The organism is Rhizobium mayense (assembly GCF_030272705.1).
Taxonomy (GTDB): Bacteria; Pseudomonadota; Alphaproteobacteria; order Rhizobiales; family Rhizobiaceae; genus Rhizobium; species Rhizobium mayense.
In genome coordinates this window covers 111,392-132,223 of record NZ_JARFYM010000003.1, presented here as the reverse complement: position 1 = coordinate 132,223, position 20,832 = coordinate 111,392, and the positions used below count along the sequence as shown (strand labels likewise).

The 20,832-nt window shown below is 58.9% G+C and carries 21 protein-coding genes, 1 tRNA gene and 1 pseudogene; 15 read left to right on the top strand and 8 right to left on the bottom strand.

Features of this window, described 5'->3' with window-relative positions; translation table 11 throughout:
* Positions 1-1,319: 1,319 nt before the first annotated feature.
* A tRNA-Asn gene (locus PY649_RS06200) sits at positions 1,320-1,394 on the bottom strand.
* A gap of 117 nt (positions 1,395-1,511) precedes the next feature.
* Between PY649_RS06200 and PY649_RS06195 the strand changes: the two genes are divergently transcribed.
* Positions 1,512-1,826, top strand: coding sequence for a hypothetical protein (locus PY649_RS06195; RefSeq protein WP_285867333.1), 315 nt, complete (start codon positions 1,512-1,514; stop codon positions 1,824-1,826).
* A gap of 9 nt (positions 1,827-1,835) precedes the next feature.
* Here the strand turns inward: PY649_RS06195 and PY649_RS06190 are convergent, their stop codons facing one another.
* Together PY649_RS06190 and PY649_RS06185 are read right to left on the bottom strand one after the other, a co-directional pair.
* On the bottom strand, positions 1,836-2,393 hold the full coding sequence (locus PY649_RS06190) for a sugar O-acetyltransferase (RefSeq protein WP_285867332.1): 558 nt from the start codon (positions 2,391-2,393) through the stop codon (positions 1,836-1,838).
* 99 nt (positions 2,394-2,492) lie between these two features.
* Complete coding sequence (locus PY649_RS06185) at positions 2,493-2,618, bottom strand: hypothetical protein (protein ID WP_285867331.1); 126 nt, start codon at positions 2,616-2,618, stop codon at positions 2,493-2,495.
* Positions 2,619-2,858: 240 nt separating this feature from the next.
* Here PY649_RS06185 and PY649_RS06180 point away from each other — a divergent pair, with 240 nt between their 5' ends.
* From PY649_RS06180 to PY649_RS06170, 3 genes are all read left to right on the top strand, one after another.
* Entirely contained in the window at positions 2,859-4,211 is a 1,353-nt protein-coding gene (locus PY649_RS06180) for an extracellular solute-binding protein (RefSeq protein ID WP_285867330.1), read from the top strand.
* A gap of 217 nt (positions 4,212-4,428) precedes the next feature.
* A complete protein-coding gene (locus PY649_RS06175; protein ID WP_285867329.1) occupies positions 4,429-5,313 on the top strand; it encodes a carbohydrate ABC transporter permease in 885 nt (294 codons plus the stop codon).
* Positions 5,314-5,322: 9 nt separating this feature from the next.
* Complete coding sequence (locus PY649_RS06170; protein WP_285867328.1) at positions 5,323-6,237, top strand: ABC transporter permease subunit; 915 nt, start codon at positions 5,323-5,325, stop codon at positions 6,235-6,237.
* 246 nt (positions 6,238-6,483) lie between these two features.
* On the opposite strand, the gene PY649_RS06165 is transcribed toward PY649_RS06170, so the two are convergent.
* Together PY649_RS06165 and PY649_RS06160 are read right to left on the bottom strand one after the other, a co-directional pair.
* On the bottom strand, positions 6,484-7,596 hold the full coding sequence (locus PY649_RS06165; RefSeq protein WP_285867327.1) for a sn-glycerol-3-phosphate import ATP-binding protein UgpC: 1,113 nt from the start codon (positions 7,594-7,596) through the stop codon (positions 6,484-6,486).
* Positions 7,597-7,729: 133 nt separating this feature from the next.
* Complete coding sequence (locus PY649_RS06160; protein WP_285867326.1) at positions 7,730-8,560, bottom strand: SDR family NAD(P)-dependent oxidoreductase; 831 nt, start codon at positions 8,558-8,560, stop codon at positions 7,730-7,732.
* Between PY649_RS06160 and PY649_RS06155 the strand changes: the two genes are divergently transcribed.
* The 7 genes from PY649_RS06155 to PY649_RS06125 all read left to right on the top strand — a co-directional run bounded on the left by PY649_RS06155 (position 8,555) and on the right by PY649_RS06125 (position 13,731).
* The gene (locus PY649_RS06155) at positions 8,555-8,809 is read left to right on the top strand and encodes a hypothetical protein (RefSeq protein ID WP_285867325.1); all 255 of its coding nucleotides are present in this window, start codon (positions 8,555-8,557) and stop codon (positions 8,807-8,809) included. The two genes, PY649_RS06160 and PY649_RS06155, sit on opposite strands and share 6 nt — an antisense overlap.
* A 49-nt stretch (positions 8,810-8,858) precedes the next feature.
* Positions 8,859-9,899: a cysteine synthase A gene (locus PY649_RS06150; protein ID WP_285867324.1), complete on the top strand. Its 1,041-nt coding sequence runs from the start codon at positions 8,859-8,861 to the stop codon at positions 9,897-9,899.
* A 4-nt stretch (positions 9,900-9,903) separates the two neighbouring features.
* Entirely contained in the window at positions 9,904-10,641 is a 738-nt protein-coding gene (locus PY649_RS06145; protein WP_285867322.1) for an alanyl-tRNA editing protein, read from the top strand.
* 52 nt (positions 10,642-10,693) lie between these two features.
* The gene (gene sseA / locus PY649_RS06140) at positions 10,694-11,551 is read left to right on the top strand and encodes a 3-mercaptopyruvate sulfurtransferase (RefSeq protein WP_285867321.1); all 858 of its coding nucleotides are present in this window, start codon (positions 10,694-10,696) and stop codon (positions 11,549-11,551) included.
* A 60-nt stretch (positions 11,552-11,611) separates the two neighbouring features.
* The gene (locus PY649_RS06135; protein ID WP_285867548.1) at positions 11,612-12,124 is read left to right on the top strand and encodes a GNAT family N-acetyltransferase; all 513 of its coding nucleotides are present in this window, start codon (positions 11,612-11,614) and stop codon (positions 12,122-12,124) included.
* A gap of 72 nt (positions 12,125-12,196) precedes the next feature.
* Positions 12,197-12,670, top strand: coding sequence for a DUF1203 domain-containing protein (locus tag PY649_RS06130; RefSeq protein ID WP_285867320.1), 474 nt, complete (start codon positions 12,197-12,199; stop codon positions 12,668-12,670).
* Between the two features lie 113 nt (positions 12,671-12,783).
* On the top strand, positions 12,784-13,731 hold the full coding sequence (locus PY649_RS06125; protein WP_285867319.1) for an IS630 family transposase: 948 nt from the start codon (positions 12,784-12,786) through the stop codon (positions 13,729-13,731).
* 78 nt (positions 13,732-13,809) lie between these two features.
* On the opposite strand, the gene ald is transcribed toward PY649_RS06125, so the two are convergent.
* Positions 13,810-14,928 carry an alanine dehydrogenase gene (gene ald, locus PY649_RS06120; protein WP_285867318.1) on the bottom strand — a complete coding sequence of 373 codons (1,119 nt, stop codon included), beginning with the start codon at positions 14,926-14,928 and terminating at the stop codon, positions 13,810-13,812.
* A 151-nt stretch (positions 14,929-15,079) separates the two neighbouring features.
* Here ald and PY649_RS06115 point away from each other — a divergent pair, with 151 nt between their 5' ends.
* A complete protein-coding gene (locus PY649_RS06115) occupies positions 15,080-15,541 on the top strand; it encodes an Lrp/AsnC family transcriptional regulator (protein ID WP_285867317.1) in 462 nt (153 codons plus the stop codon).
* A gap of 6 nt (positions 15,542-15,547) precedes the next feature.
* Here the strand turns inward: PY649_RS06115 and PY649_RS06110 are convergent.
* Positions 15,548-16,356 (bottom strand): annotated as a pseudogene (locus tag PY649_RS06110) (endonuclease/exonuclease/phosphatase family protein).
* Between the two features lie 199 nt (positions 16,357-16,555).
* On the opposite strand from PY649_RS06110, the gene PY649_RS06105 reads away from it, so the two are divergent.
* From PY649_RS06105 to PY649_RS06095, 3 genes are all read left to right on the top strand, one after another.
* Positions 16,556-16,915 carry a PilZ domain-containing protein gene (locus PY649_RS06105; protein ID WP_285867316.1) on the top strand — a complete coding sequence of 120 codons (360 nt, stop codon included), beginning with the start codon at positions 16,556-16,558 and terminating at the stop codon, positions 16,913-16,915.
* Positions 16,916-17,031: 116 nt separating this feature from the next.
* The gene (locus PY649_RS06100; RefSeq protein ID WP_285867315.1) at positions 17,032-17,391 is read left to right on the top strand and encodes a PilZ domain-containing protein; all 360 of its coding nucleotides are present in this window, start codon (positions 17,032-17,034) and stop codon (positions 17,389-17,391) included.
* Positions 17,392-17,640: 249 nt separating this feature from the next.
* Positions 17,641-19,629, top strand: a complete 1,989-nt coding sequence (locus tag PY649_RS06095; RefSeq protein ID WP_285867314.1) for a bifunctional 2',3'-cyclic-nucleotide 2'-phosphodiesterase/3'-nucleotidase — start codon at positions 17,641-17,643, stop codon at positions 19,627-19,629.
* A gap of 207 nt (positions 19,630-19,836) precedes the next feature.
* On the opposite strand, the gene PY649_RS06090 is transcribed toward PY649_RS06095, so the two are convergent.
* Positions 19,837-20,805 carry a LysR family transcriptional regulator gene (locus PY649_RS06090; RefSeq protein ID WP_285867313.1) on the bottom strand — a complete coding sequence of 323 codons (969 nt, stop codon included), beginning with the start codon at positions 20,803-20,805 and terminating at the stop codon, positions 19,837-19,839.
* Between the last annotated feature and the right edge of the window lie 27 nt (positions 20,806-20,832).

Here is a 20,832-nt window from a genome sequence, read left to right as displayed (position 1 = left end):
CGCCTACACCAGACGCGCGCTGGCCGACTCAACTTGCGGTAAGCAGCGATGTCTGGTTATATGAGGTTTGAAGGGGAGTGACATCTTGCAAGTCCGCGAGCAGCGAGATCTGATCATTAAGGTAGCCGTTATCAGCGGCATCTTATCGTTTCTCGTCTCACTCTCGGCTGTGGGCATCATCGGCGCAGATCAAATAGGAAAAGCACTGAGGTACGTCACCATAAGCGCCACTATCGGAGCCGGATCGAGCTACGTTCTATACACAATAGCCCTCCGACTTCGATGGATCCGATCGATGCTAGGTGTCCCAGATTTTTCGGGACGATGGGAAGGATGGTCCTACTCCGTGGCACGGGCGGGATGCGACGTGCTTGCCCTGGAAGTTGCGCAAAACGGACTGACATTGTCAATCGCGACTTTCTCTGAGCTGGCCAGCTCCGAGAGTAGAACTGCAGCCATCGTCAGTGATGAGAGCAAGACGCGGTATTCTCTTATTTTTACATCCGACGTCCGGATTCACGAATCCAATGAAAACGTCTCATCTAACCATTCTGTTACGTTCATACTTCGTTTGCAGACCGGCGCAAAAGGAGACATATTGGAAGGAGAATACTTTTCGGACAGACTTCGTGTTGACGGGGGGCGGGGAACACAAGGACCCGTTCGGCTCGCCAAGAGCTCACAGAAGCCCATTGGTGGGGCACACTACAACGCGGAGCGATGGGCAATGCCGCTTCCTGGTGATTGGGTAGGTAAGCCACGCTTCGGTGAAGCTTAACGCTGCGGGCATTCTGGCAAAGGCGGCCGTTATATCCTGCGCCCAGTCGCCATGCGGAAACCCTTGAGCGCCCACCACAGCTCGCCGCTGGCCACCAGCCGACGGCTTTTTCACTTTCGGCCTTTGTAGTAATTAACCCACCATGACCATTCAACCCACTCACCTCCGACACATGCGCGTGCGCCATAGGGGCGCACCAGCCAATGTCGGAGGCAATCATGCATCACAAGCGCAAACGTCCACGCATCGCTGCGTGCGGTCTCTGCAAACCGCATAAAACAAATGGAGCCTGCCCGCGTCACCAGGATATGCGATTCGGGAATCGGAAGCGGTTTATATCGGGCAGCGATCAGCTGCGGTGCGAGGAGCTTAAGGCGCCAAGCCGGGATAAATAAAGAACGACGGGCCGCCAGATCGACTCCGCATTGGAGCCAACCAACAAATTCAGTGACTTAACAGAAATCAAAAGTGGGGAGGGAAAGAGGGGAAGAAAGTGCCCGTTTTTGAAAACACAACAAAAACAGGCACTTATCTTAAAAACTGGCTCCCCGGGCCGGATTCGAACCGGCGACCTGTCGATTAACAGTCGAATGCTCTACCGCTGAGCTACCAGGGAATACCGCTTGGCGCGGTGTGAGCGGGGTAATACAAATGCTTTCCCGATTTGCCAAGCGGTTTTTTCAAAAAAATCCATTTCCCTTGTATTATTTCGTCGCCTTACCATCTCCTGTGGATGACTGATCAGGGCAGAGCCGAAAAAAAAACCGATCGCAATGGCAGCGAAAAGGCCCGGCGTTTCGGGATCGATCACACTACACGCGAGCTCGTCATCGGCTCCATTCGCATTCCGCTCCCACGATCGCGGCTTGCCCGCCTTGGCATTGGCCTCGCGCTGATCTTCGGCGGCTGTCTCGGCTTCCTGCCTGTCCTGGGCTTCTGGATGTTGCCACTGGGTTTCATCCTCTTATCGCACGACCTGCCACTCATACGGCGCTGGCGACGGCGCCTTGCCGTATGGTGGACGAGACGGCGGCGGCCGGCAGACTAGCCTTCTTACCTATTTGACGGCCACGCGCCTCGCAGGATTGCCGACCGCGGTCGCGCCTGCCTCCACATCCCTGGTAACAACGGCGCCCGCGCCGACAATCGCACCATCGCCAATGGTCACACCGCCAAGGATGATGGCGCCACCGCCAATCCAGACATCCCTGCCGATCTCGACCGGCCGCGCGACTTCCAGCCCAGCGCGCCGTTCCGGCAGATCCTTATGGTGTTCGGCACAATATATATGAACACCCGGTCCGAGCATGCTGCCTTCTCCAATGCGCACCGTCGCGGTATCGAGAATGGTGCAGCCGGCATTGAAATAGACGTTCGGGCCGAGCGAGATATTAATGCCGTAGGTACAATGAAATGGCGCCTCGATGAACACGCCCTCACCCACGTGGGCAAAAAGCATCGACAGAGCGGGGCCGATATTGCCACGCTCGCCCGGCGGCATGGTATTGTGCTGATGCACTGCCTCTCGAGCAATCGCGCGTAAACCATCGAGCTCTGGATCGATGCAGCAATACCATTCCCCTGATGCCATCTTCTGCCGCTCGCTTCGGACCATCGTCCGTTCTCCTCCCGAGACTTCCGTCAGTGTGTCGGGACGATCATGCACAGGACACAGGTGAGCGGCAAGGAGAACGCGCAGTTCAGTCCGCGTCCTTCAATAGGCGGAGATCAACAGTGCCAACGGGGCGAGCGCAAATAGAGTGAGGGCGGCTATGATCAGAAGCAGCCGCTTCATCATATAGCGCTCCATTCTGACGAGGCGCCGCGACCGACGACTCATGCGCACCTCCTCTCGATATTCAATATTTAGATAGACCTTATGTTGCACGTAAAGCGGTGTCTTCTCCTCCTTTCGGATTAATCCGCAATTGCCCTTTAAAAGCGTTTGCAGAGACGCAAAACCGCCTGCTGACAAGAGATTTTCGCCCTCAATAAACTGTCACACAGCTTGTCTATAACGCCGCTGCCGCGGACTTGCGCAAGGCCATCGGTTCCGAGCTTTCAAAAGGAAATAGGGATTATGTCGAAACTTAAAAACTGCATCTCGGCGGCTGCCGCCGGCGTCATGAGCTTAGCGCTGGCCCTGCCGGCCGCCGCTGCTCCCGTCAAGTTCGATTTCTGGTTCGGCCTGTCGGGCGATCTGGAGCGCGTCGTTCAGACGATGTGCACGAACTTCAACAATTCGCAGACCGATTATCAGGTCGTTTGCACCAGCCAGGGCAACTACGACGCCGCTCTGCAGAACACCATTGCCGCTTTCCGCGCCGGCAAGCAGCCGACGATCGTGCAGGTTTACGACGTCGGCACCGCGACCATGATGCTTTCGGGCGCCTACTATCCGGTCAGCAAGCTGATGTCGGAAAACGGCTACAAGGTTAATTGGAACGACTATTTCCCGGGCATCGCTCGCTACTACGCTACGTCGAAGGGCGAACTGCTTTCCTTCCCGTTCAACTCCTCGACCGCCCTGCTCTACTGGAACAAGGACGCCTTCTCCAAGATCGGCAAGACCGAAGCTCCGAAGACCTGGGAAGAAGCTGCCGACGACATGAAGGCGCTGAAGGGCGCTGGCTTTGATTGCCCGATGGCCATCAACATCTCCGGCAACGAAAGCTGGCAGCTGATGGAACAGTTCTCGGCTGTCCACAACGAGCCGGTTGCTACCCAAAACAACGGCTATGACGGCCTCAATGCCCGTCTGACCGTCAACAAGACCAAGTTCGTCAAGTACGTTACCGATCTCAAGAGCTGGTACGACGCCGGCCTCATCAAGATCAAGTCCAAGGACCTCGGCCAGGATATGGTCCAGGCGTTCGCTTCCGGCGATTGCCAGATGATCCTGACCTCGGTCGGCGACCACGGCACCGTCAGCAAGACGCAGAAGGCCGGCATGAACTGGGATGTCGCCGAACTTCCGGTTTACGCCGGCACCGAGCGCAAGAATTCGCTCGTCGGTGGCGCTTCCCTCTGGGTTCTCGCTGGCAAGTCTTCCGATGAGTACAAGGGCGCCGCTGCGTTTCTGAACTTCATCGCCAAGCCGGAAACCGCCCTCTTCTGGTCGACCAACACCGGCTATATCCCGGTCACGAAGTCCGGCTTCGATTTCATGAAGTCCTCCGGCTTCTACGACAAGGCTCCCTATAAGGGCCGCGAAGTCGCCATCGCCAGCCTGACCGCCTCCGAGCCGACCCCGATCACCCGCGGCGTTCGCCTGGGCAATTTCACGCAGATCCGCGCTGAATTCGGCAACCAGATGCAGGCCATCTTCGCCAACAAGGTCAGCGTTCAGGAAGGCGTCGACAACATCGTCAAGAACGGCAACGCAGTCCTCGACCGTTTCGAAGCCACCTACAAGGGCAAGCAGCTCCCCTGATCCGCAAGATTCCACAGCAAGCGTCCGCCGGGCTTTCCCGGCGGACGTTTTCTATAAGCCGACACTGGCGCGACGGCTGACCTTGATCCGGCGGGCAAGGTTCGGCGATCTTCGCGATCTAAGGCTTCGTTCGAACGACTGCATCATCCCTTCCGCCACACGTGTGGCCAAAGGAATAATGCAGCACTGGCAACCGACATCTTCACCGGAAGGGCCGATGGAAAAGCGTACAACCTTCAACAAATGGAGCATCGGCTTCCTCTTTGCCGTGCCGCAGATCCTTCTCATCTTCACCTTCTTCTATTGGCCAGCCGGCCAGGCGGTCTACTGGTCGCTGACGCTGCAGCAACCCTGGGGCGGCGGCAATGAGTGGGTCGGGCTCGACAATTTCAGATCCATCCTCGCCAACCCCGACTATTGGAACTCGGTGACGTTGAGCTTGACTTTCGCTGCGATCACCACGACGCTGTCAATGGGCGGCGGGCTGCTGCTGGCGGCGTTGACCGATCGTCAACTCAAAGGCTCCAAGATCTATCGTGTCGTGCTGATCTGGCCCTACGGCATCGCCGCGCCGGCGCTGGCGATGGCGTTCCGCTTCATTTTGGCGCCGGAGGCAGGCTTCATGGCCGTCGTCAATCACTATTGGCCGGGCCTATGGGATCCGGGTCTAAACGGCACCGATGCCATGGCCTCGATCATCGTCGCTTTCTCGTGGAAATATATCGGCTATAATTTCATCTTCTTCCTTGCGGCGTTGCAGGGTATACCGCGCTCGCTGATCGAGGCAGCCGCGATGGACGGATCCAGCGTGCTACGCCGCTTCCGGGACGTACAATTTCCCCTGCTGACCCCAACAATCTTCTTTTTGCTGGTGATCAACATCACCGAAAGCTTCCAGGACTCCTTCGGCATCGTCGACATCATGACCGCCGGCGGCCCGGCCAACTCGACCAATCTCATGGTCTACAAGATCTTTTTCGACGGCTTCAAAGGCCTCGATTACTCAGGCGCCGCCGCGCAGAGCATCATCCTGATGTTGCTGATCATCCTGCTCACCATCTTCCAGTTCCGCTTCATTGAGCGGCGCGTACATTACCGCTGAGGCGCGTCCATGGTCGAACGTACACCCATTCTCGATATCTTCACCCATATCATCCTGTTCATCGGCTTCGTGGTGGCAGTCGCGCCCTTCGCCATTGTCGCGATCGCCGCTTCGCATAACCTTGCCGATGTCAACGATGTCCCTATGTCGCTGATCCCCGGCCGCGATTTCTGGGCTAATATGAAGACAGCCTGGACGACCGCGAATCTCGGGCCGCAACTGCTGAACAGCTTGATTCTGGCCACCGGCGTCGCTGCCGGCAAAGTCTTCATCTCGGCGCTGACGGCCTTTTCGCTTGTCTATTTCCGCTATCCGGGCAGAGCCCTGATCTTTTGGGCGATCTTCATCACCCTGATGTTGCCCCTGGAGGTGCGCATTGTGCCGACTTTTGCGGTCGCAGCCAATGTGCTGTTACCCTATCAGGCAATTCTTGATATCACCGGCATAAGCTGGCTGATCCAGCAGGTAAGCGGCATTCAAGTGTCGCTGAACCTCGGCCTGTTGAACACCTGCTCCGGCCTGATCCTGCCGCTCGTCGCGACCGCCACCGGCACGTTTCTCTACCGCCAGTTCTTCCTGACAGTGCCGGACGAGCTGACAGAGGCTGCCCGCATGGACGGCGCTGGCGCGTTGCGCTTCTTCGTCGATATCCTGCTGCCACTATCGCGCACCAATATGGCCGCGCTCGGCACTATCATGTTCCTATATGCTTGGAATCAGTACCTCTGGCCCTTGCTCGTCACCACCGATCCCAACTTCTCCACGGCTATCGTTGGGCTGAAGAGCCTCATCCCGAATGAGGGCGGCATTCCCGAATGGCACATCGCCATGGCCGGCACGCTAATCACCATGCTGCCGCCGCTCGTCGTTGTGGTGCTGATGCAGCGCTGGTTCGTGCGCGGCCTGATCGTGCCCGAGAAGTAATTGAATTTTCTGCCGCACTTCCTCGGGGAGTGCGGCAGGCTTTTAAGGTCGGATCATCAAGGCTGTCGTTCAAGCACGATAGACCTGAAAGTCGTGGCGACCGTCGCGGCGCCAGTGGATGCGCCCGTGCAGCCTAAAGATGGATCGAGCCTTCGGGCCGCAGCAGCCCGCCTTCCGCCAGACAACAAAAAGCCCGGAAATCGGTAGGAATTTCCGGGCGCTCTTGCTGAAAATTGATTCTGAAAATTAGTTTGCCGCGACCTTGAGGGGCGTGACGGAAGCAATGGTGTCGAGGCGCAGGCCGGTGTCCTGGGCGAAAAGATGAGTATGCTGCTGGGGAAGCTCCAGGCCGACGGCGTCACCTGTTTGTCCCGTGGTATGGTCGGAGACAGCGACGGCGAAGTTGGAGCCGTTGATGTCGCAATGGATGACGCGGCCGGCGCCGAGTTCTTCGACGAAATCCACCGTGGCCGGAACAGCGCCGGGCGTGCCCGCCGGCACAAGACGCGCATGTTCCGGGCGGATGCCAAGCGCGACCGGCTGACCGGCGTGGCGCTTGCCGATATTGGCGTCGATGGCAATCGGCAGTCCGTCGAAGATGAATTGTTCGCCATTCGCCGAGAAGGAACCTTCGAGGAAGTTCATGGCCGGCGAGCCGATGAAGGAGCCGACGAAACGGGTGCGCGGCGTATTGTAGACTTCCAGCGGCGTGCCAACCTGCTCGACATTGCCCCTGTACATGACTACCAGCTTGTCGGCGAGCGTCATGGCCTCGACCTGATCATGGGTGACGAAAACCGAGGTGGCCGCAAGGCGCTTGTGCAGGCGGCGGATTTCGACACGCATCTGCACGCGCAGCTTGGCGTCGAGGTTGGAGAGCGGTTCGTCGAAGAGGAAGACCTTCGGTTCGCGGATGATGGCGCGGCCCATGGCGACGCGCTGGCGCTGACCGCCGGAAAGCTCTGATGGTTTGCGGGCAAGGAAATCCTCGAGGCCGACGATGCGTGCGGTTTCCTTGATGCGGCGGTCGCGTTCCTCGCGCGGCACTCCGGCCACCTTCAGCGCGTAGCCCATGTTGGCGGCGACATCCATATGCGGATAAAGCGCGTAGTTCTGGAAAACCATGGCGCAACCGCGTTCGCGCGGCTCCAGCTGATTGACCACCTTGTTGTCGATGACGATTTCGCCCGACGTGATATCCTCGAGGCCTGCGATCATGCGCAGCAGCGTGGACTTACCGCAGCCGGAAGGGCCAAGAATGACGACGAACTCGCCAGAGCGGAAGTTCAAGTCGACGCCGTGCACGACCTGATTGCGTCCATAGGCCTTGCGGACTTGCTCGATCCGGATCTCTGCCATCTTGCTCTTCCCTGCCTGTCAATTCTGGGCCTGTCAGTTCGCTGGACTGCTAGCGAACTTGCATTACAAAACGGTGACAAGACCCCGCGAATTGTGCAGCGCACAAGCTTTTCAGCAGGGCAACATTTAGCAGTTATTCGGCCGGATGCGGATTGGGATGGTGGCCGGAGGCCTGCGACGGGCGACGGCCGTCGATGATACGTCTGATGACGCGGAAATAAAGGCTATAGGGCAGAAAGTTCACCAGCTTTGCGCGGTAGGTGAAGCTCTTTGGAAACGTGATTTCGAAACCAGGCGATTTCAGGCCAGCGGCGATTGCCTTCGCTGCATCTTCAGCCGACATCAGTCCAGGCATTGAAAATTTGTTCTCCCCAGTCAGCGCAGTGTCAACGAAGCCGGGCGTGACGAGCTGGATATGAATGCCCATACGGTCAAGTTCGAAATTCAGGCTTTCGGCCATATTGATCAGGGCAGCCTTGGTGGCGCCGTAGGCGGCGCCTGCCGGTACACCGCCATAGCCTGCGGCGGACGAGACGATGGCGATCTGGCCATGTCCCCTCGCCCTCATATGGCGCACGGCCGGCACCAGGCAGTTGATGACGCCATGGAGATTGACGGCGAAGCTGCGGTCGAAAACATCGTGGTTCAGATCCTCGCCCCGCGCCGGCAGATAAATGCCAGCATTGAGGACCGCCAGAGCCAGCGGGCCGTGTTGATATTCGATCGCCGCGACGGTGTGCTCCATGTCCTCGGCACTGGTGACATCGCCGTCGAGCACGATAATGCTGCCGGGCTGTTCGCTCGCTTCCGCCTGCAGCTCCAGGAGCTTGTCGTGACGTCGGGCGGTGACGGCGACCTTGTAGCCCTCGCCCGCAAGCTTTAGTGCCAATGCCCGACCGATCCCGGAGCTGGCTCCTGTGATCCAGATCACTCCATGTTCGGGACGGGCAATAAACGGGTGCATGACTTTTTCTCCCTGGCCGGCAACCTGCCCGATGCAGCCTTCGGGCGGTCTTGGCAGCATTTTAGGACTAACGCATCATTGTGGCCTCTTTCGGCCAGCCGACCGTCGCCACGGTCGAATTCCGCATCGACGGGGCAGAAAGACGAAACCCTGAAGGACGCCTCGCGGCTGACTTTTATCGTCGAAGTGGAATTTTGCGGCGTGGAAGGGGAGCGTGGAACAGAATTTCTTGCCTATGCCGCCTTGTGAAGGGAAAAGACCGTTCTTACAGTAGTCCCGAACAGAAGGCAGAGATTCCATGACCGTCCATCCCTCCGTCCTAGAAGCGATCGGCAACACGCCACTGATCAAGCTCAAGGGTGCCTCCGAGGCGACGGGCTCGACCATTCTCGGCAAGGCGGAGTTCATGAACCCCGGCCAGTCGGTCAAGGATCGCGCCGCGCTCTACATCATCCGCGATGCCGAACGGAAAGGCCTGCTGAAGCCGGGCGGCGTCATCGTCGAGGGCACGGCGGGCAATACCGGCATCGGCCTGACGGTGGTCGCCAAGGCGCTCGGCTACCGCACCGTTATCGTCATTCCGGAAACGCAGAGCCAGGAAAAGAAGGACGCGCTGAAGTTGCTCGGCGCCGAACTCGTCGAAGTGCCGGCCGTTCCCTACAAAAACCCCAACAATTACGTGAAGGTTTCCGGCAGGCTTGCCGAACAGCTGGCGAAGACCGACCTGAACGGCGCGATCTGGGCCAACCAGTTCGACAACGTCGCCAATCGCCAGGCGCATATTGAGACGACCGCCAAGGAAATTTGGAGCGATACCAATGGCAAGGTCGACGGCTTCATCTGCTCGGTCGGCTCCGGCGGCACCTTGGCGGGCGTCGCCATGGGCCTGCATGCCTTCAACAAGGACATCAAGATCGGCATCGCCGATCCGGAAGGCGCAGCACTTTATGAATTCTACAAGAACGGCGAGCTGAAATCCTCCGGCTCTTCAATCACGGAAGGTATCGGCCAGGGCCGCGTGACGGCTAACCTGGAAGGCTTTACGCCCGATTTCGCCTATCAGATCACCGATGCCGAAGCCCTGCCCTATGTCTTCGATCTGGTGGAACACGAAGGTCTTTGCCTTGGTGGCTCGACGGCCATCAACATTGCCGGCGCTGTGCGCCTTGCCAAGGATCTCGGCCCGGGCCATACGATCGTGACCATCCTCGCCGACTATGGCAATCGCTATCAGTCCAAGCTTTTCAATCCGGATTTCCTGAAGTCGAAGGGTCTGCCGCTGCCGGCATATTTGACGACGAATTCCGATATTCCTGTTCCTTACGAGAACCAAGCGTGATCTTATGTCGGTGAATGCCCTTTATCGTGACGATTTCTATCTCTCGACCGCAGAAGCTTTCGTAGCCGCAATTCACGAGGATGGGGGCATCGAACTCGATCAGACCTGCTTCTATGCCATGTCCGGCGGACAGCCGGGCGATATCGGTTTCTTCGAGCGCGCCGACGGTTCGAAAATCGCGCTCGGCCAGACCAAGCACGGGGCGACGAAGGATATCATCATCCATGTGCCGCTCGAGGGTGAAGCACAGCCTGCCGTTGGCGAGAAGCTGGTGCTGCATATCGATTGGCCACGCCGCTACAAGCTGATGCGTATGCACACGGCCTGCCACCTGCTCTCGGTCGTCTGCCAATATCCGATCACGGGTGCAGCCGTCGGCGAAGACGAAAGCCGCGTCGATTTCGATATGAGCGAGACGATCGACAAGGACGAAGTCACAGCGAAGATGATGGCGCTTGTCAACGAGAACCATCCCGTTTTCGTCCAGTGGATCACGGATGAAGAGCTTGCAGCCAATCCGGGTATCGTCAAATCCAAGAATGTGCGCCCGCCGATCGGACTCGGCCGCGTCAGCCTTGTCTGCATCGGCGAGAACTCTGCCGTTGACAGCCAGCCCTGCGGCGGCACACATGTGTCGGAGACGCAGGAAGTCGGTGCAATCTACATCGCCAAAATCGAGAAGAAGGGCAAAGAGAACCGCCGCTTCCGCATCCGTTTCGGCGCGCCCACCGACGAAGCTTGAGCTGACGATTCCTGGTAAAATAGGGCCCGATACAAATCAGGGAGAAATGATCATGACTGCGGAGAAGAGCCGTTTCGTCGTATCCGCCGATTGGCTGCAGAACGAACTGGGTGCCAAGGATCTGCGCATCCTTGACGCGTCCTTCTATCTGCCGGCGCAGAAGCGCGATGCCGATGCCGAATATGCCAGCGGCCATATTCCCGGCGCCATCCGCTTCGATCAGGACAAGGTCGCCGATCATTCCACCGATCTGCCTCACATGGTGCCGTCGCCGGAATTCTTTGCAGCCGAGGTCGGCAAGCTCGGCATCAGCGAGACCGATCGCATCGTCGTCTATGACGGTCCCGGTGTCTTTGCCTCACCGCGCGTGTGGTGGCTGTTCCAAGTCGCCATGGGCGCCCCAAACGTCTTCGTGCTCGACGGCGGCCTGGACGGCTGGAAGGCGGAAGGGCGGCCGCTGGAAACAGCCCTGCCCGCATTCGCCCCTGCTATCTTCAAGCCGAAATTCAATGCCGGCCGCGTCGTCCCCTTCAATGAGATGCGCGAAATCGTCGACCGCGGCTCTCTGCAGATTGCCGATGCCCGCAGCGCCGGCCGTTTCGCCGCCACCGAGCCGGAGCCGCGCGAAGGTATGCGCTCCGGCCATATGCCGGGCGCGAAAAGCCTGCCGTCCGGCAGCTTCGCCGTAAACGGCAAGTTCAAGTCCCTGCCGGAGCTGCGGGAGACAATCGAGAAGGCCGGAATAGATCTCGAAAAGCCGGTGGTGACCACGTGCGGCTCCGGGATCACCGCCGCCATCATCACGCTGGCGCTGGAATCGCTCGGCCATGGTGCCAACCGGCTCTATGACGGCTCCTGGTCCGAATGGGGCAGCCGACCAGACACACCTATCGTCACCGGCAAAGACTGAGTGGCGCGGCCCCAAGTGAAAACGCCATCGTCGCTCAAAGTTCATATCACCCGGCTGGAAATGACTGCGCCGCCAAAGGCGAGCCTGCCCGTGCCCGTCAATATCCAGACGGCGATCATGCGCTCGCCCGGCATTCCCCTGCCTTTTTACCGCTATCTCTACCGCCAGGTCGGCGCTCGCTGGCATTGGGTCGACCGGCTTCGTCTGCACGACGAAGAGCTGACGGCAGTCCTGCACGACCAGCGTAACGACATCAGCGTGCTCTACGTCAACGGCGCGCCGGCCGGATTTTTCGAGTATTTCCGTGAGGACGATGAGACAATCGAGCTCAGCCATTTCGGCCTGATCGAGCACGCTCTCGGCCTCGGCATCGGCAAATGGTTCCTGTTGCAGGCGCTCTACGCCATGTGGACGCTGAGCCCGCAACGCATCACAACCACCACCAACAATCTCGACCATCCGCGAGCGCTTCAACTCTACCAGATGTTCGGCTTCTCCCCCGTCTCGACCGGCGAAGGCATCGTCCGGCCGTTGAGCGACAAGGAATTGCTGGAGTTGGCGAAGAAAAGCTAGCCGCAGGAATCGGGTGGCTTCTCCCGCCATCGCGGCGCATCACATGGTGAACCTCAAAGAAGGAGATTTGCCATGTCCGCCATCGCTTTTGCCGCCATGCCCACGTCCGATGCCGAAGCCCTCTGGAATGGCGGTGTTGATGCCTACGGTCGCCGACCGGAGACAATGATCTCGGATGGTCCGGGCCATCCCTGCCGCCACTGCCTGCGGAATGTCGATGCGGGCGAAGAGCTTTTCGTCTTCGCCTATCGACCGTTTCCGGAATTGCAGCCTTATGCCGAGACCGGGCCGATCTTCCTGCACAAAGTCCCCTGCAAACGTTACGCGGCTGAGGAAATCCTACCGCCCGTATTGACGACGAGCCCGGATTTCATCGTGCGAGGCTATGCCGAAAACAACCGTATCGTCTACGGCACGGGCGCAGTGACGCCGATCGGTGACATCAAGACCTATGCTGCCGAACTCCTGAGCCGCGAGGGTATCGCCTATGTGCATGTCCGCTCGGCACGCAACAACTGCTACCAGTGCCGGATCGACCGCGCATAACAAAGGGGTATGCGCCGCTCTAGAGCGGATCATTGCTTATCGGAATCGGTTCGGGATTCTCGAATCGGCAGAATTGTGATTCAAGATGGATGCTGGAATGGAGGCCAGCATCCATGACGCGACCCTATTCGAATGATCTTCGTGAGCGCGTTGTCGCTGCGGTCACAGCCGGGCATAGCTGCCGGGTGGTGGCGGAGCGGTTTGATATTGCCGTCTCGTCTGTGGTGAAGTGGTCACAGCGTTATCGGGCGACCGGCAGCGTGTCGCCCGGCAAGATGGGCGGCCATCGCCGGCGGGTGCTGGAGCCGCACCGCGCCTTCATCGTCGAGCAGATCGAGCAGACATCCCATCTGACACTGCATCGGCTGAAGGATGAGTTGGCCGCCCGCGGCGTGGCCGTCTCCCACAATGCCATCTGGCAGTTCATGCGTCGCGAAGGCCTGAGCTTAAAAAAAACGCTGTTCGCCCTTGAGCAGGGCCGTGCCGACATTGCTCGGCGCAGAGCCCGCTGGAAGGCCTGGCAAGACCGCTTCGATCCGAAGCGGCTCGTCTTTATTGACGAGACCTGGATCCGCACCAACATGGCGCCGTTACGTGGCTGGGGGCCGAGGGGCAAGAGGTTGCGCGGCTTTGCCCCGCACGGCCGCTGGCGCACCCTGACCTTCCTCGGCGCCTTGCGCTGCGACAAACTCACCGCGCCCTGCGTCTTCGATGGTCCGATCAATGGCGAATGCTTCCGCGCCTATGTCCGCCAGCAGTTGATCCCGACCCTCAAGCCCGGCGATATCGTCATCCTCGACAATCTCGGCTCTCACAAAGCCAAGGCCATCCGCGAGGCCATCAGGGCGGTCGGCGCCAGGCTATGGTTCTTGCCAAAGTATTCCCCCGACCTTAATCCGATCGAGCAGGCCTTTGCCAAGATCAAGCACTGGATGCGCATGGCCCAAAAGCGAACCATCGACGATACCTGGCGCCATCTGGGACTGCTGACCGAAACCATCAAGCCGGATGAATGTGCTAATTACTTCTCAAACGCTGGCTACGCTTCCGTCAAAACTTGAAACGCTCTAGCGGCGCGACAAAAAGAGGCGCCGGCATATGAGGATGCCGGCGCCTCATCTCATGTAGCGCGATAGGATTTACGCTACGTTCAACACGCTTTCCGGTGCGGCGGCTTCGTAGCCGAGTGCTTCGGCCACCGGCCTGTTTGTGACGCGGCCCTTGTGGACGTTGAGGCCGTTGCGCAGGTGCTTGTCCTCGGCGATGGCGCGCAGGCCGCGATCTGCGAGCGCGAGGCCATAATAGATCGTGGCATTGTTCAAGGCATGTGCGGAGGTCACGGGAACCGCCCCCGGCATATTGGCCACGCAATAATGCACGACGCCTTCGACCACGTAGGTCGGGTCGGAATGGGTCGTGGCATGCGAGGTCTCGAAACAGCCGCCCTGGTCGATGGCGACGTCGACGATCACGGAACCCTTTTTCATGCCGGACAGCATTTCGCGCGTGACGAGCTTCGGCGCCGCCGCGCCGGGGATCAGCACGGCGCCGATGACGAGATCGGCGGCGAAGACCTCTTCTTCCAGCGCCTGGATGCTGGAATAGCGCGTGTGGATACGGCCGTTGAAGATATCGTCCAACTGGCGCAGGCGCGGCAGCGAACGATCGAGAATGCTGACATCAGCGCCAAGCCCAGCCGCCATCTTGGCGGCATGCAGGCCGACGACGCCGCCGCCGATGATGGCAACCTTGGCCGGCAAAACGCCAGGCACGCCACCAAGCAGGATACCGAGGCCGCCATTGGCCTTCTGCAGCGCCGTTGCGCCCGCCTGGATCGACAGACGGCCGGCGACCTCCGACATCGGCGCAAGGAGCGGCAGGCCGCCGCGCTCGTCGGTGACGGTTTCATAGGCAATCGCGGTGACGCCGGAGGCGAGCAGCCCCTTGGTCTGTTCCGGGTCTGGCGCGAGATGCAGATAGGTATAAAGAAGCTGACCATCGCGCAATTGCGCCCATTCGGATGGCTGCGGCTCCTTGACCTTCACGATCATGTCGCACTTTTCGAAAATGTCCTTAGCGCTGGCGGCGATCTTGGCGCCGGCGGCGATATAGGCGTGATCGTCAGCGCCGATGCCTGCGCCAGCCTTGGTCTCGACCCAGACCTCGTGACCATGGGCGACATACTCGCGGACGGATGCGGGCGTCAGACCGACGCGATACTCATGATTTTTGATTTCTTTCGGACAACCAACGCGCATTTTATTTCTCCCTGAATGCTTATCTGGCTTGCAACTGTTCCATTGGGAATGAGACCACCTCTGCTTTGAAATGTCCTTGCAAAGACAATTTGCAAATGGCCATTTTTCGTGAATTATTGCGCCAAGTGGAGTTTTTTCGAAGGATCTTCGAATGGCGGATATAGACATCATGGATCGTTCGATCTTGCGGGTGCTGCAGCAGAACGCCAGAATCACCAATGCCGAGCTAGCCGAAAAAGTGGGCCTGTCTCCATCCGCGTGCTCGCGCCGGCTCGATATTCTGGAGAAGGACGGCGTCATCGGCGGCTATCATGCACGGCTGTCGCACAAGGCGCTTGACTACAAGATGATTGCCATCGTGCACATCTCACTTTCCGGCCAATTTGCCAAAACGCTGTCAGAATTCGAGGCTGCGGTGAAACGCTGCCCGAATGTGCTCGTCTGTTATCTTATGTCCGGCGAATATGATTATATCCTGCGGGTCGCCGCGCGCGATCTCGAGGACTATGAACGTATTCACCGCGACTGGCTTTCGGCCCTGCCGCATGTGGTGAAGATCAATTCCAGCTTCGCGCTGCGCGAAATAATCGACCGGCCGAATGTCGGTCTTTGAGGCGAGCTACCTGAGATCGAGCAACAAGGCGCGGTGGTCGGAAACTTCCGGCTCGGTGACCGCGTCGAATGCAATCACCTCCACCGCCGGTGTCACCAGCATGTAGTCGGCAAAACGCGGCTCCTTGCCGTAATAGGAGGTTCGCGTATCGCGGTGACCGCGTGCGGTAATGAGATCGGAAAGCCCCAAGGTGCTTAGGGCGTCGAAGGTTACGCTTCCCGGCAGAACATTGAAGTCGCCGCACACGACCAGCCTCTCATCGCCCTTCCGAACCTGCCGGATGAGCTTCACCAATGCATCTGCCTGGGCGCGGCGGGCCGGCGTGTCACCCTTGCCGCCGATGTCGCGCAAGCCGTGCATTTGCGCGATGATGATCGCGACCCCCTTTCATAGTCGAAAAGCCGAATGCAATGCGCGTTGCGCGACCGTGGATGCGCCCCCCATCCATCAGGGGAAAATTCCCCATGCACGAAGCCCGATGCCTGGCCGATCACCGGATAGGACTTGCGGACAAAGGTCGCCAGGCCGAATTCCGATACAACCCGCTCCTCGCCATCGAAAAGATCGCCCCGCGCTGTCGGGCTGAAGAAGGCATCGTGTGTAGGCAGGGCTGCGCAAATCTCCTCGAAAAGATTGGTTCGCTGCAGAAGCTCGACGCCATGGTCGCGATAGACCAGCCACTCGGAATGTGCGCCCTGGGTGCGCGTGACCTCTTGGAGGCACAGAACATCCGCTTCGGCATCGACGACATATCGCATCAACGGCTCATGCAACCTGCCGCCCCAAACATTTAGCGAAACAATGCGCAAAGTTATCTCTCCCTAAAACCCTTCACTCAACCTGCATACGAAGGTTGCAAATATTTACTTTCGCGAAACGCGTCATCCGTCCCCAAATTAACCTTTCCCACCTGAAGAACAACAGCTTAGGTCGCATTTTAACAATTTGGGTAGCTTTGCTTTAAGTGGCAAAAGTTAACGATGGCAGCAGAGAAATTTAACCATTGTTAATTTTATGTCTGCTCAAATTAACCTTTACTCATCAAGCACTTCGACGCAAAAGGGACGGCGAGCGACCCGCACGCGGTGCCGGGTCATGGCGACATTGACCTATCTCGGCAGACCCACTCCGGGACAGGTGTCCGATATTTCGACAACCGGCCTGGCCTTCGATCTCGGCGGACCGTTCACTGGCGTTCGCGGCAGCAAGGTCCGGATCGAGTGCCGCGAACTCGGCGCTTTGGAGGGCACCGTGCGATGGCTCAGGGGCGGACGCATCGGCGTGGAATTCGACGGATCTTCCAACGCGGCAGCACAGGTAACGGCCTATTTCCGCTTCTATCACAAGGACGCTACACCAGTGCTGAAACGTTAGGAGAAGCTAATCCCGATTCGGAACGGATGATTTCAATTTTACCGGTTGTCATAACGGCCTTTCAACGAATGCCTGTTATTCGTGTTTTCGGAAACACGTATATAGGGAGGTCAGTCATGCAGCCAATTTCAAAATCGCTCGCTCAGAGCAATCTGAATATCAAGACGAGGCGTTCGCCCCGCAAGCGTGTCCGGTTGATGGGCCGGGTTCGATATTTCGCAAAGGCGGTTGTTGGCCGGGTGGTCGATATTTCCACCGGCGGTATCGCGCTCGACCTAGTGGGGCCTATCCATGCTGCCGCCGGCAGCAAGGTTCGTGTCGAGTGCGACGAGATCGGCATGTTGGACGGCTTCGTGCGCTGGAGCCATAACGGCCGGATCGGCATCGAATTCGACCCCTCCTCCAACGCGTCCGCGCAAGTTGCCTCCTATTTTCGCTTTTTCCACAAGGACATACAGCCGGTTCTCAAGCGTTGACAGCTTCCTTGCCCTTAGAGCGGGATGCCGAAAAGTGTACGCGGTTTTCGGGCGACATCCCGCTCTAACTTTTTGATTTAGAGACGGATTCAGATTTCAGGTCGGTTCGACCTGAAATCATCCCGCTCTAGCGCCGGGACCACAATAAGTCTGTCATATTGGTGGTGCACACCTTCAAAAATCATCTTAGTCTCCGTCACCCCGAATGGTGATCGAGGGGCCATAGATTCATTGTCGAAGGAGTGTTTCATGTCTTCCGTTCTGGAATTGCCCAGCATCTCGCGCCGTTCCTTGCTGCAGGGCCTCAGCGTCACTGCGGCGCTGATCGTGCTGCATCCGTTCGCGGCTCGCGCGGCCAGCAATCAGGCGCATCTGCGCCTCATGGAAACGACGGACATTCATGTCAATGTTTTCCCTTATGACTATTATGCCGACAAGCCGAACGACACGATGGGCCTCACGCGCACGGCAACGATCATCGACAATATCCGCGCGGAAGCCACCAATTCGCTGCTGATCGACAACGGCGACGTGCTGCAGGGCAATCCGATGGGCGACTATATGGCCTATCAGCACGGCATGAAGGACGGCGACATCCATCCGGTGGTCAAGGCGATGAACACGCTCGGCTATGAGGTCGGCACGCTCGGAAATCACGAGTTCAACTATGGCCTCGACTTCATGTTCAAGGTGCTGGGCGGCGCGAATTTCCCCTTCGTCTGCGCCAACCTGACCAAGGGCCAGCTCGCCTCCGACCCGAAGAAGGACGACCTGTTCTTCAAGCCCTATCTGATCCTCGAAAAGAAGATCAAGGACGGCGCCGGCAATGAAAACACGATCAAGATCGGCTTCATCGGTTTCGTGCCGCCGCAGATCATGCTCTGGGATATCAAGAATCTCGAAGGCAAGGCGCAGACGCGCGATATCGTCGAGGCCGCCAAGGCCTGGGTCCCGGTGATGAAGGAAGAAGGCGCCGACATCGTCATTGCCCTCTCGCATTCCGGCATCGACGGCTCCGGCCCGGCCGACAAGATGGAAAACGCCTCTCTCTATGTTGCTGCAGTCGACGGTATCGACGCAATCTTTACCGGCCACCAGCATCTCGTTTTCCCCGGTCCGAAGACCTGGGACGGCATCAAGAATGCCGATCCGGTCAAGGGCACGCTGCAGGGCAAGCCTGCAGTCATGGCCGGCTTCTGGGGCTCGCATCTCGGCCTGATCGACCTGCTGCTGGAGAAAGACGGCAACAGCTGGAAAATCGTCGACTTCACCTCCGAGGCACGGCCGATCTATCACCGCGACGACAAGAAGAAGATCGTTGCCGATGTCGCCGACAAGAAGGAAGTGGTCGAAGCGGCGAAGGCTGAGCATGAAGCAACGCTCGCCTACGTTCGCACGCCGGTCGGCAAGACCTCGGCGCCGCTTTATTCCTATTTCGCCCTCGTCGCCGACGACCCGTCGGTGCAGGTCGTGAGCCAGGCGCAGACCTGGTACATCAAGGACATGCTGAAGGAGACGCAGTACAAGGATCTGCCGGTACTTTCAGCGGCCGCGCCCTTCAAATGCGGTGGGCGCAACGGCGTAGACTATTATACCGACGTTCCTGCCGGCAATATCGCCATCAAGAATGTCGCCGACCTCTATCTCTATCCGAACACTGTACAGGCGGTCGTCATCAACGGCGCGCAAGTCAAGAACTGGCTGGAAATGTCGGCGGCGATGTTCAATCAGATCCAGCCGGGCGCCAAGGATGCCGCCCTGCTCAACGACAGCTTCCCATCATTCAACTTCGATGTCATCGACGGCGTGACCTATCAGATCGACATATCGCAGCCGCGCCGCTTCGGTGACGACGGCAAGTTGCTGAACCCCGACTCCAACCGCATCCAGAGCCTGCAGTTCGAGGGAAAACCGATCGATCCGGCTCAAAAATTCCTGGTCGTCAGCAACAACTATCGCGCCGGCGGCGGCGGCAACTTCCCGGAGATTGCTTCGGACAAGGTGGTCTACCAGGCTCCGGATACCAACCGCGACGTCATCGTCCGCTATGTCCATGACCAGGGCACAATCAATCCGACCGCCGACGGCAACTGGACCTTCAAGCCGCTGCCAGGCACCACGGTCCTGTTCCAGAGCTCGCCCAAGGCCAAGGATTTTCTTGCCGATGTGAAGAGCGTGACGATCGAGGATGCCGGCGAAGGTACCGACGGTTTCCGTAACTTCCGGCTGGTTCTTTAGTCCCCGGTCGTTCCTTCTCCCCGCATTGCGGGGAGAAGTTGGCGGCGGCGGCAGCCGTGCCTGACCATCATCGAATGCTTGCGAAGTCGGCGCCTTTCGCGGCTGAGCCTAATCCGAGAAGGCCCCTCATCCGACCGATCGCCGTTTCACTTCGTTCAACAGCTCTCGGCCACCTTCTCCCCGCATTTGCGGGGCGAAGGAGCTTGATCATTCGGCCGCCAATGGCTCCTCGTTCGGATGGAACATTTCGACGGCTGCCTTGAAATCCGCGTGATTCGGGCAGTTTGAAAGACGCGCGCTGAAGGCTTCTATCATCCAGGCAGCGGCAGGACCGGGTGGATTGGCAAGCTTATGGACGGCATAGATCGGATATTCGCTCTGGTCGTACGCATCGAGGTCCAGGCGCACCAACCGTCCCTTCTGTAGGTCTTCGACGACGAGCGAAGCCGGCAGCCCGCCCCAGCCGAGCCCGCCGCGCATCAATTGATGCTTGGTCGCGATATCGCTAACGCGCCAGGTCTTGTAGGACAGGACGTTGAAATCCTTTCCATTCGTGAGACCGGAGGCATCGGTGACAACCAGTTGCACCTCCTCGCGCACATCGGCAAGTGTCAACGGCCTCCGGATCTGGGCAAGCGGATGACGGGGCGACACGACGGGAATCATGAAGGAGTGGCCGATGCGCTCGATGACCAGCGAATCATCCTGCTTCAGCACCGCACCGCCAATGCCGATCGTCGACCTACCGCTGGCGACAAGATCCATCATCGTGCCGAGCTCGCCGGTGTCGAGCCGTAGCGACACGAAGGGGAAGCGGTCGCGGAACTCGCTGAGCACGTCGACCGTGGCGTGTGTCGGCACCATGATGCTGATCGCCACGGCCACTTCCGCCTCAAGCCCGGCTTTCAAACCTTTGACACGAGCGCGCATCACTGCGAGATCGGACAGGATACGGCGCGCATCCTCCAGCATGGCTCGGCCGGCGTCCGTCAGGGTCGGCTGGCGGGAGCCGGAGCGCTCGAACAACGGCACCTCAAGCTGTGCCTCGAGATTGGCGATCGTATAGCTGATGACCGATTGCGCACGATTAAGGGTGCGCGAAGCAGCAGAAAAGCTGCCAGATTCGGCAACGGTCAGAAAAACCTGCAGCTGGTCCAGGGTTGGATTAGGAAGCATGGGCCATCCATTCTATCGATAATTCCA

What these genes read in the sequence shown, in the direction of transcription:
- PY649_RS06195 (WP_285867333.1), top strand. Translation starts at nt 1,512, where the DNA reads ATGACTGATCAGGGCAGAGCCGAAAAAAAAACCGATCGCAATGGCAGC.
- PY649_RS06190 (WP_285867332.1), bottom strand. Translation starts at nt 2,393, where the DNA reads ATGGTCCGAAGCGAGCGGCAGAAGATGGCATCAGGGGAATGGTATTGC.
- PY649_RS06185 (WP_285867331.1), bottom strand. Translation starts at nt 2,618, where the DNA reads ATGAGTCGTCGGTCGCGGCGCCTCGTCAGAATGGAGCGCTATATGATG.
- PY649_RS06180 (WP_285867330.1), top strand. Translation starts at nt 2,859, where the DNA reads ATGTCGAAACTTAAAAACTGCATCTCGGCGGCTGCCGCCGGCGTCATG.
- PY649_RS06175 (WP_285867329.1), top strand. Translation starts at nt 4,429, where the DNA reads ATGGAAAAGCGTACAACCTTCAACAAATGGAGCATCGGCTTCCTCTTT.
- PY649_RS06170 (WP_285867328.1), top strand. Translation starts at nt 5,323, where the DNA reads ATGGTCGAACGTACACCCATTCTCGATATCTTCACCCATATCATCCTG.
- PY649_RS06165 (WP_285867327.1), bottom strand. Translation starts at nt 7,596, where the DNA reads ATGGCAGAGATCCGGATCGAGCAAGTCCGCAAGGCCTATGGACGCAAT.
- PY649_RS06160 (WP_285867326.1), bottom strand. Translation starts at nt 8,560, where the DNA reads ATGCACCCGTTTATTGCCCGTCCCGAACATGGAGTGATCTGGATCACA.
- PY649_RS06150 (WP_285867324.1), top strand. Translation starts at nt 8,859, where the DNA reads ATGACCGTCCATCCCTCCGTCCTAGAAGCGATCGGCAACACGCCACTG.
- PY649_RS06145 (WP_285867322.1), top strand. Translation starts at nt 9,904, where the DNA reads ATGTCGGTGAATGCCCTTTATCGTGACGATTTCTATCTCTCGACCGCA.
- sseA (WP_285867321.1), top strand. Translation starts at nt 10,694, where the DNA reads ATGACTGCGGAGAAGAGCCGTTTCGTCGTATCCGCCGATTGGCTGCAG.
- PY649_RS06135 (WP_285867548.1), top strand. Translation starts at nt 11,612, where the DNA reads ATGACTGCGCCGCCAAAGGCGAGCCTGCCCGTGCCCGTCAATATCCAG.
- PY649_RS06130 (WP_285867320.1), top strand. Translation starts at nt 12,197, where the DNA reads ATGTCCGCCATCGCTTTTGCCGCCATGCCCACGTCCGATGCCGAAGCC.
- PY649_RS06125 (WP_285867319.1), top strand. Translation starts at nt 12,784, where the DNA reads ATGACGCGACCCTATTCGAATGATCTTCGTGAGCGCGTTGTCGCTGCG.
- ald (WP_285867318.1), bottom strand. Translation starts at nt 14,928, where the DNA reads ATGCGCGTTGGTTGTCCGAAAGAAATCAAAAATCATGAGTATCGCGTC.
- PY649_RS06115 (WP_285867317.1), top strand. Translation starts at nt 15,080, where the DNA reads ATGGCGGATATAGACATCATGGATCGTTCGATCTTGCGGGTGCTGCAG.
- PY649_RS06105 (WP_285867316.1), top strand. Translation starts at nt 16,556, where the DNA reads ATGTCTGCTCAAATTAACCTTTACTCATCAAGCACTTCGACGCAAAAG.
- PY649_RS06100 (WP_285867315.1), top strand. Translation starts at nt 17,032, where the DNA reads ATGCAGCCAATTTCAAAATCGCTCGCTCAGAGCAATCTGAATATCAAG.
- PY649_RS06095 (WP_285867314.1), top strand. Translation starts at nt 17,641, where the DNA reads ATGTCTTCCGTTCTGGAATTGCCCAGCATCTCGCGCCGTTCCTTGCTG.
- PY649_RS06090 (WP_285867313.1), bottom strand. Translation starts at nt 20,805, where the DNA reads ATGCTTCCTAATCCAACCCTGGACCAGCTGCAGGTTTTTCTGACCGTT.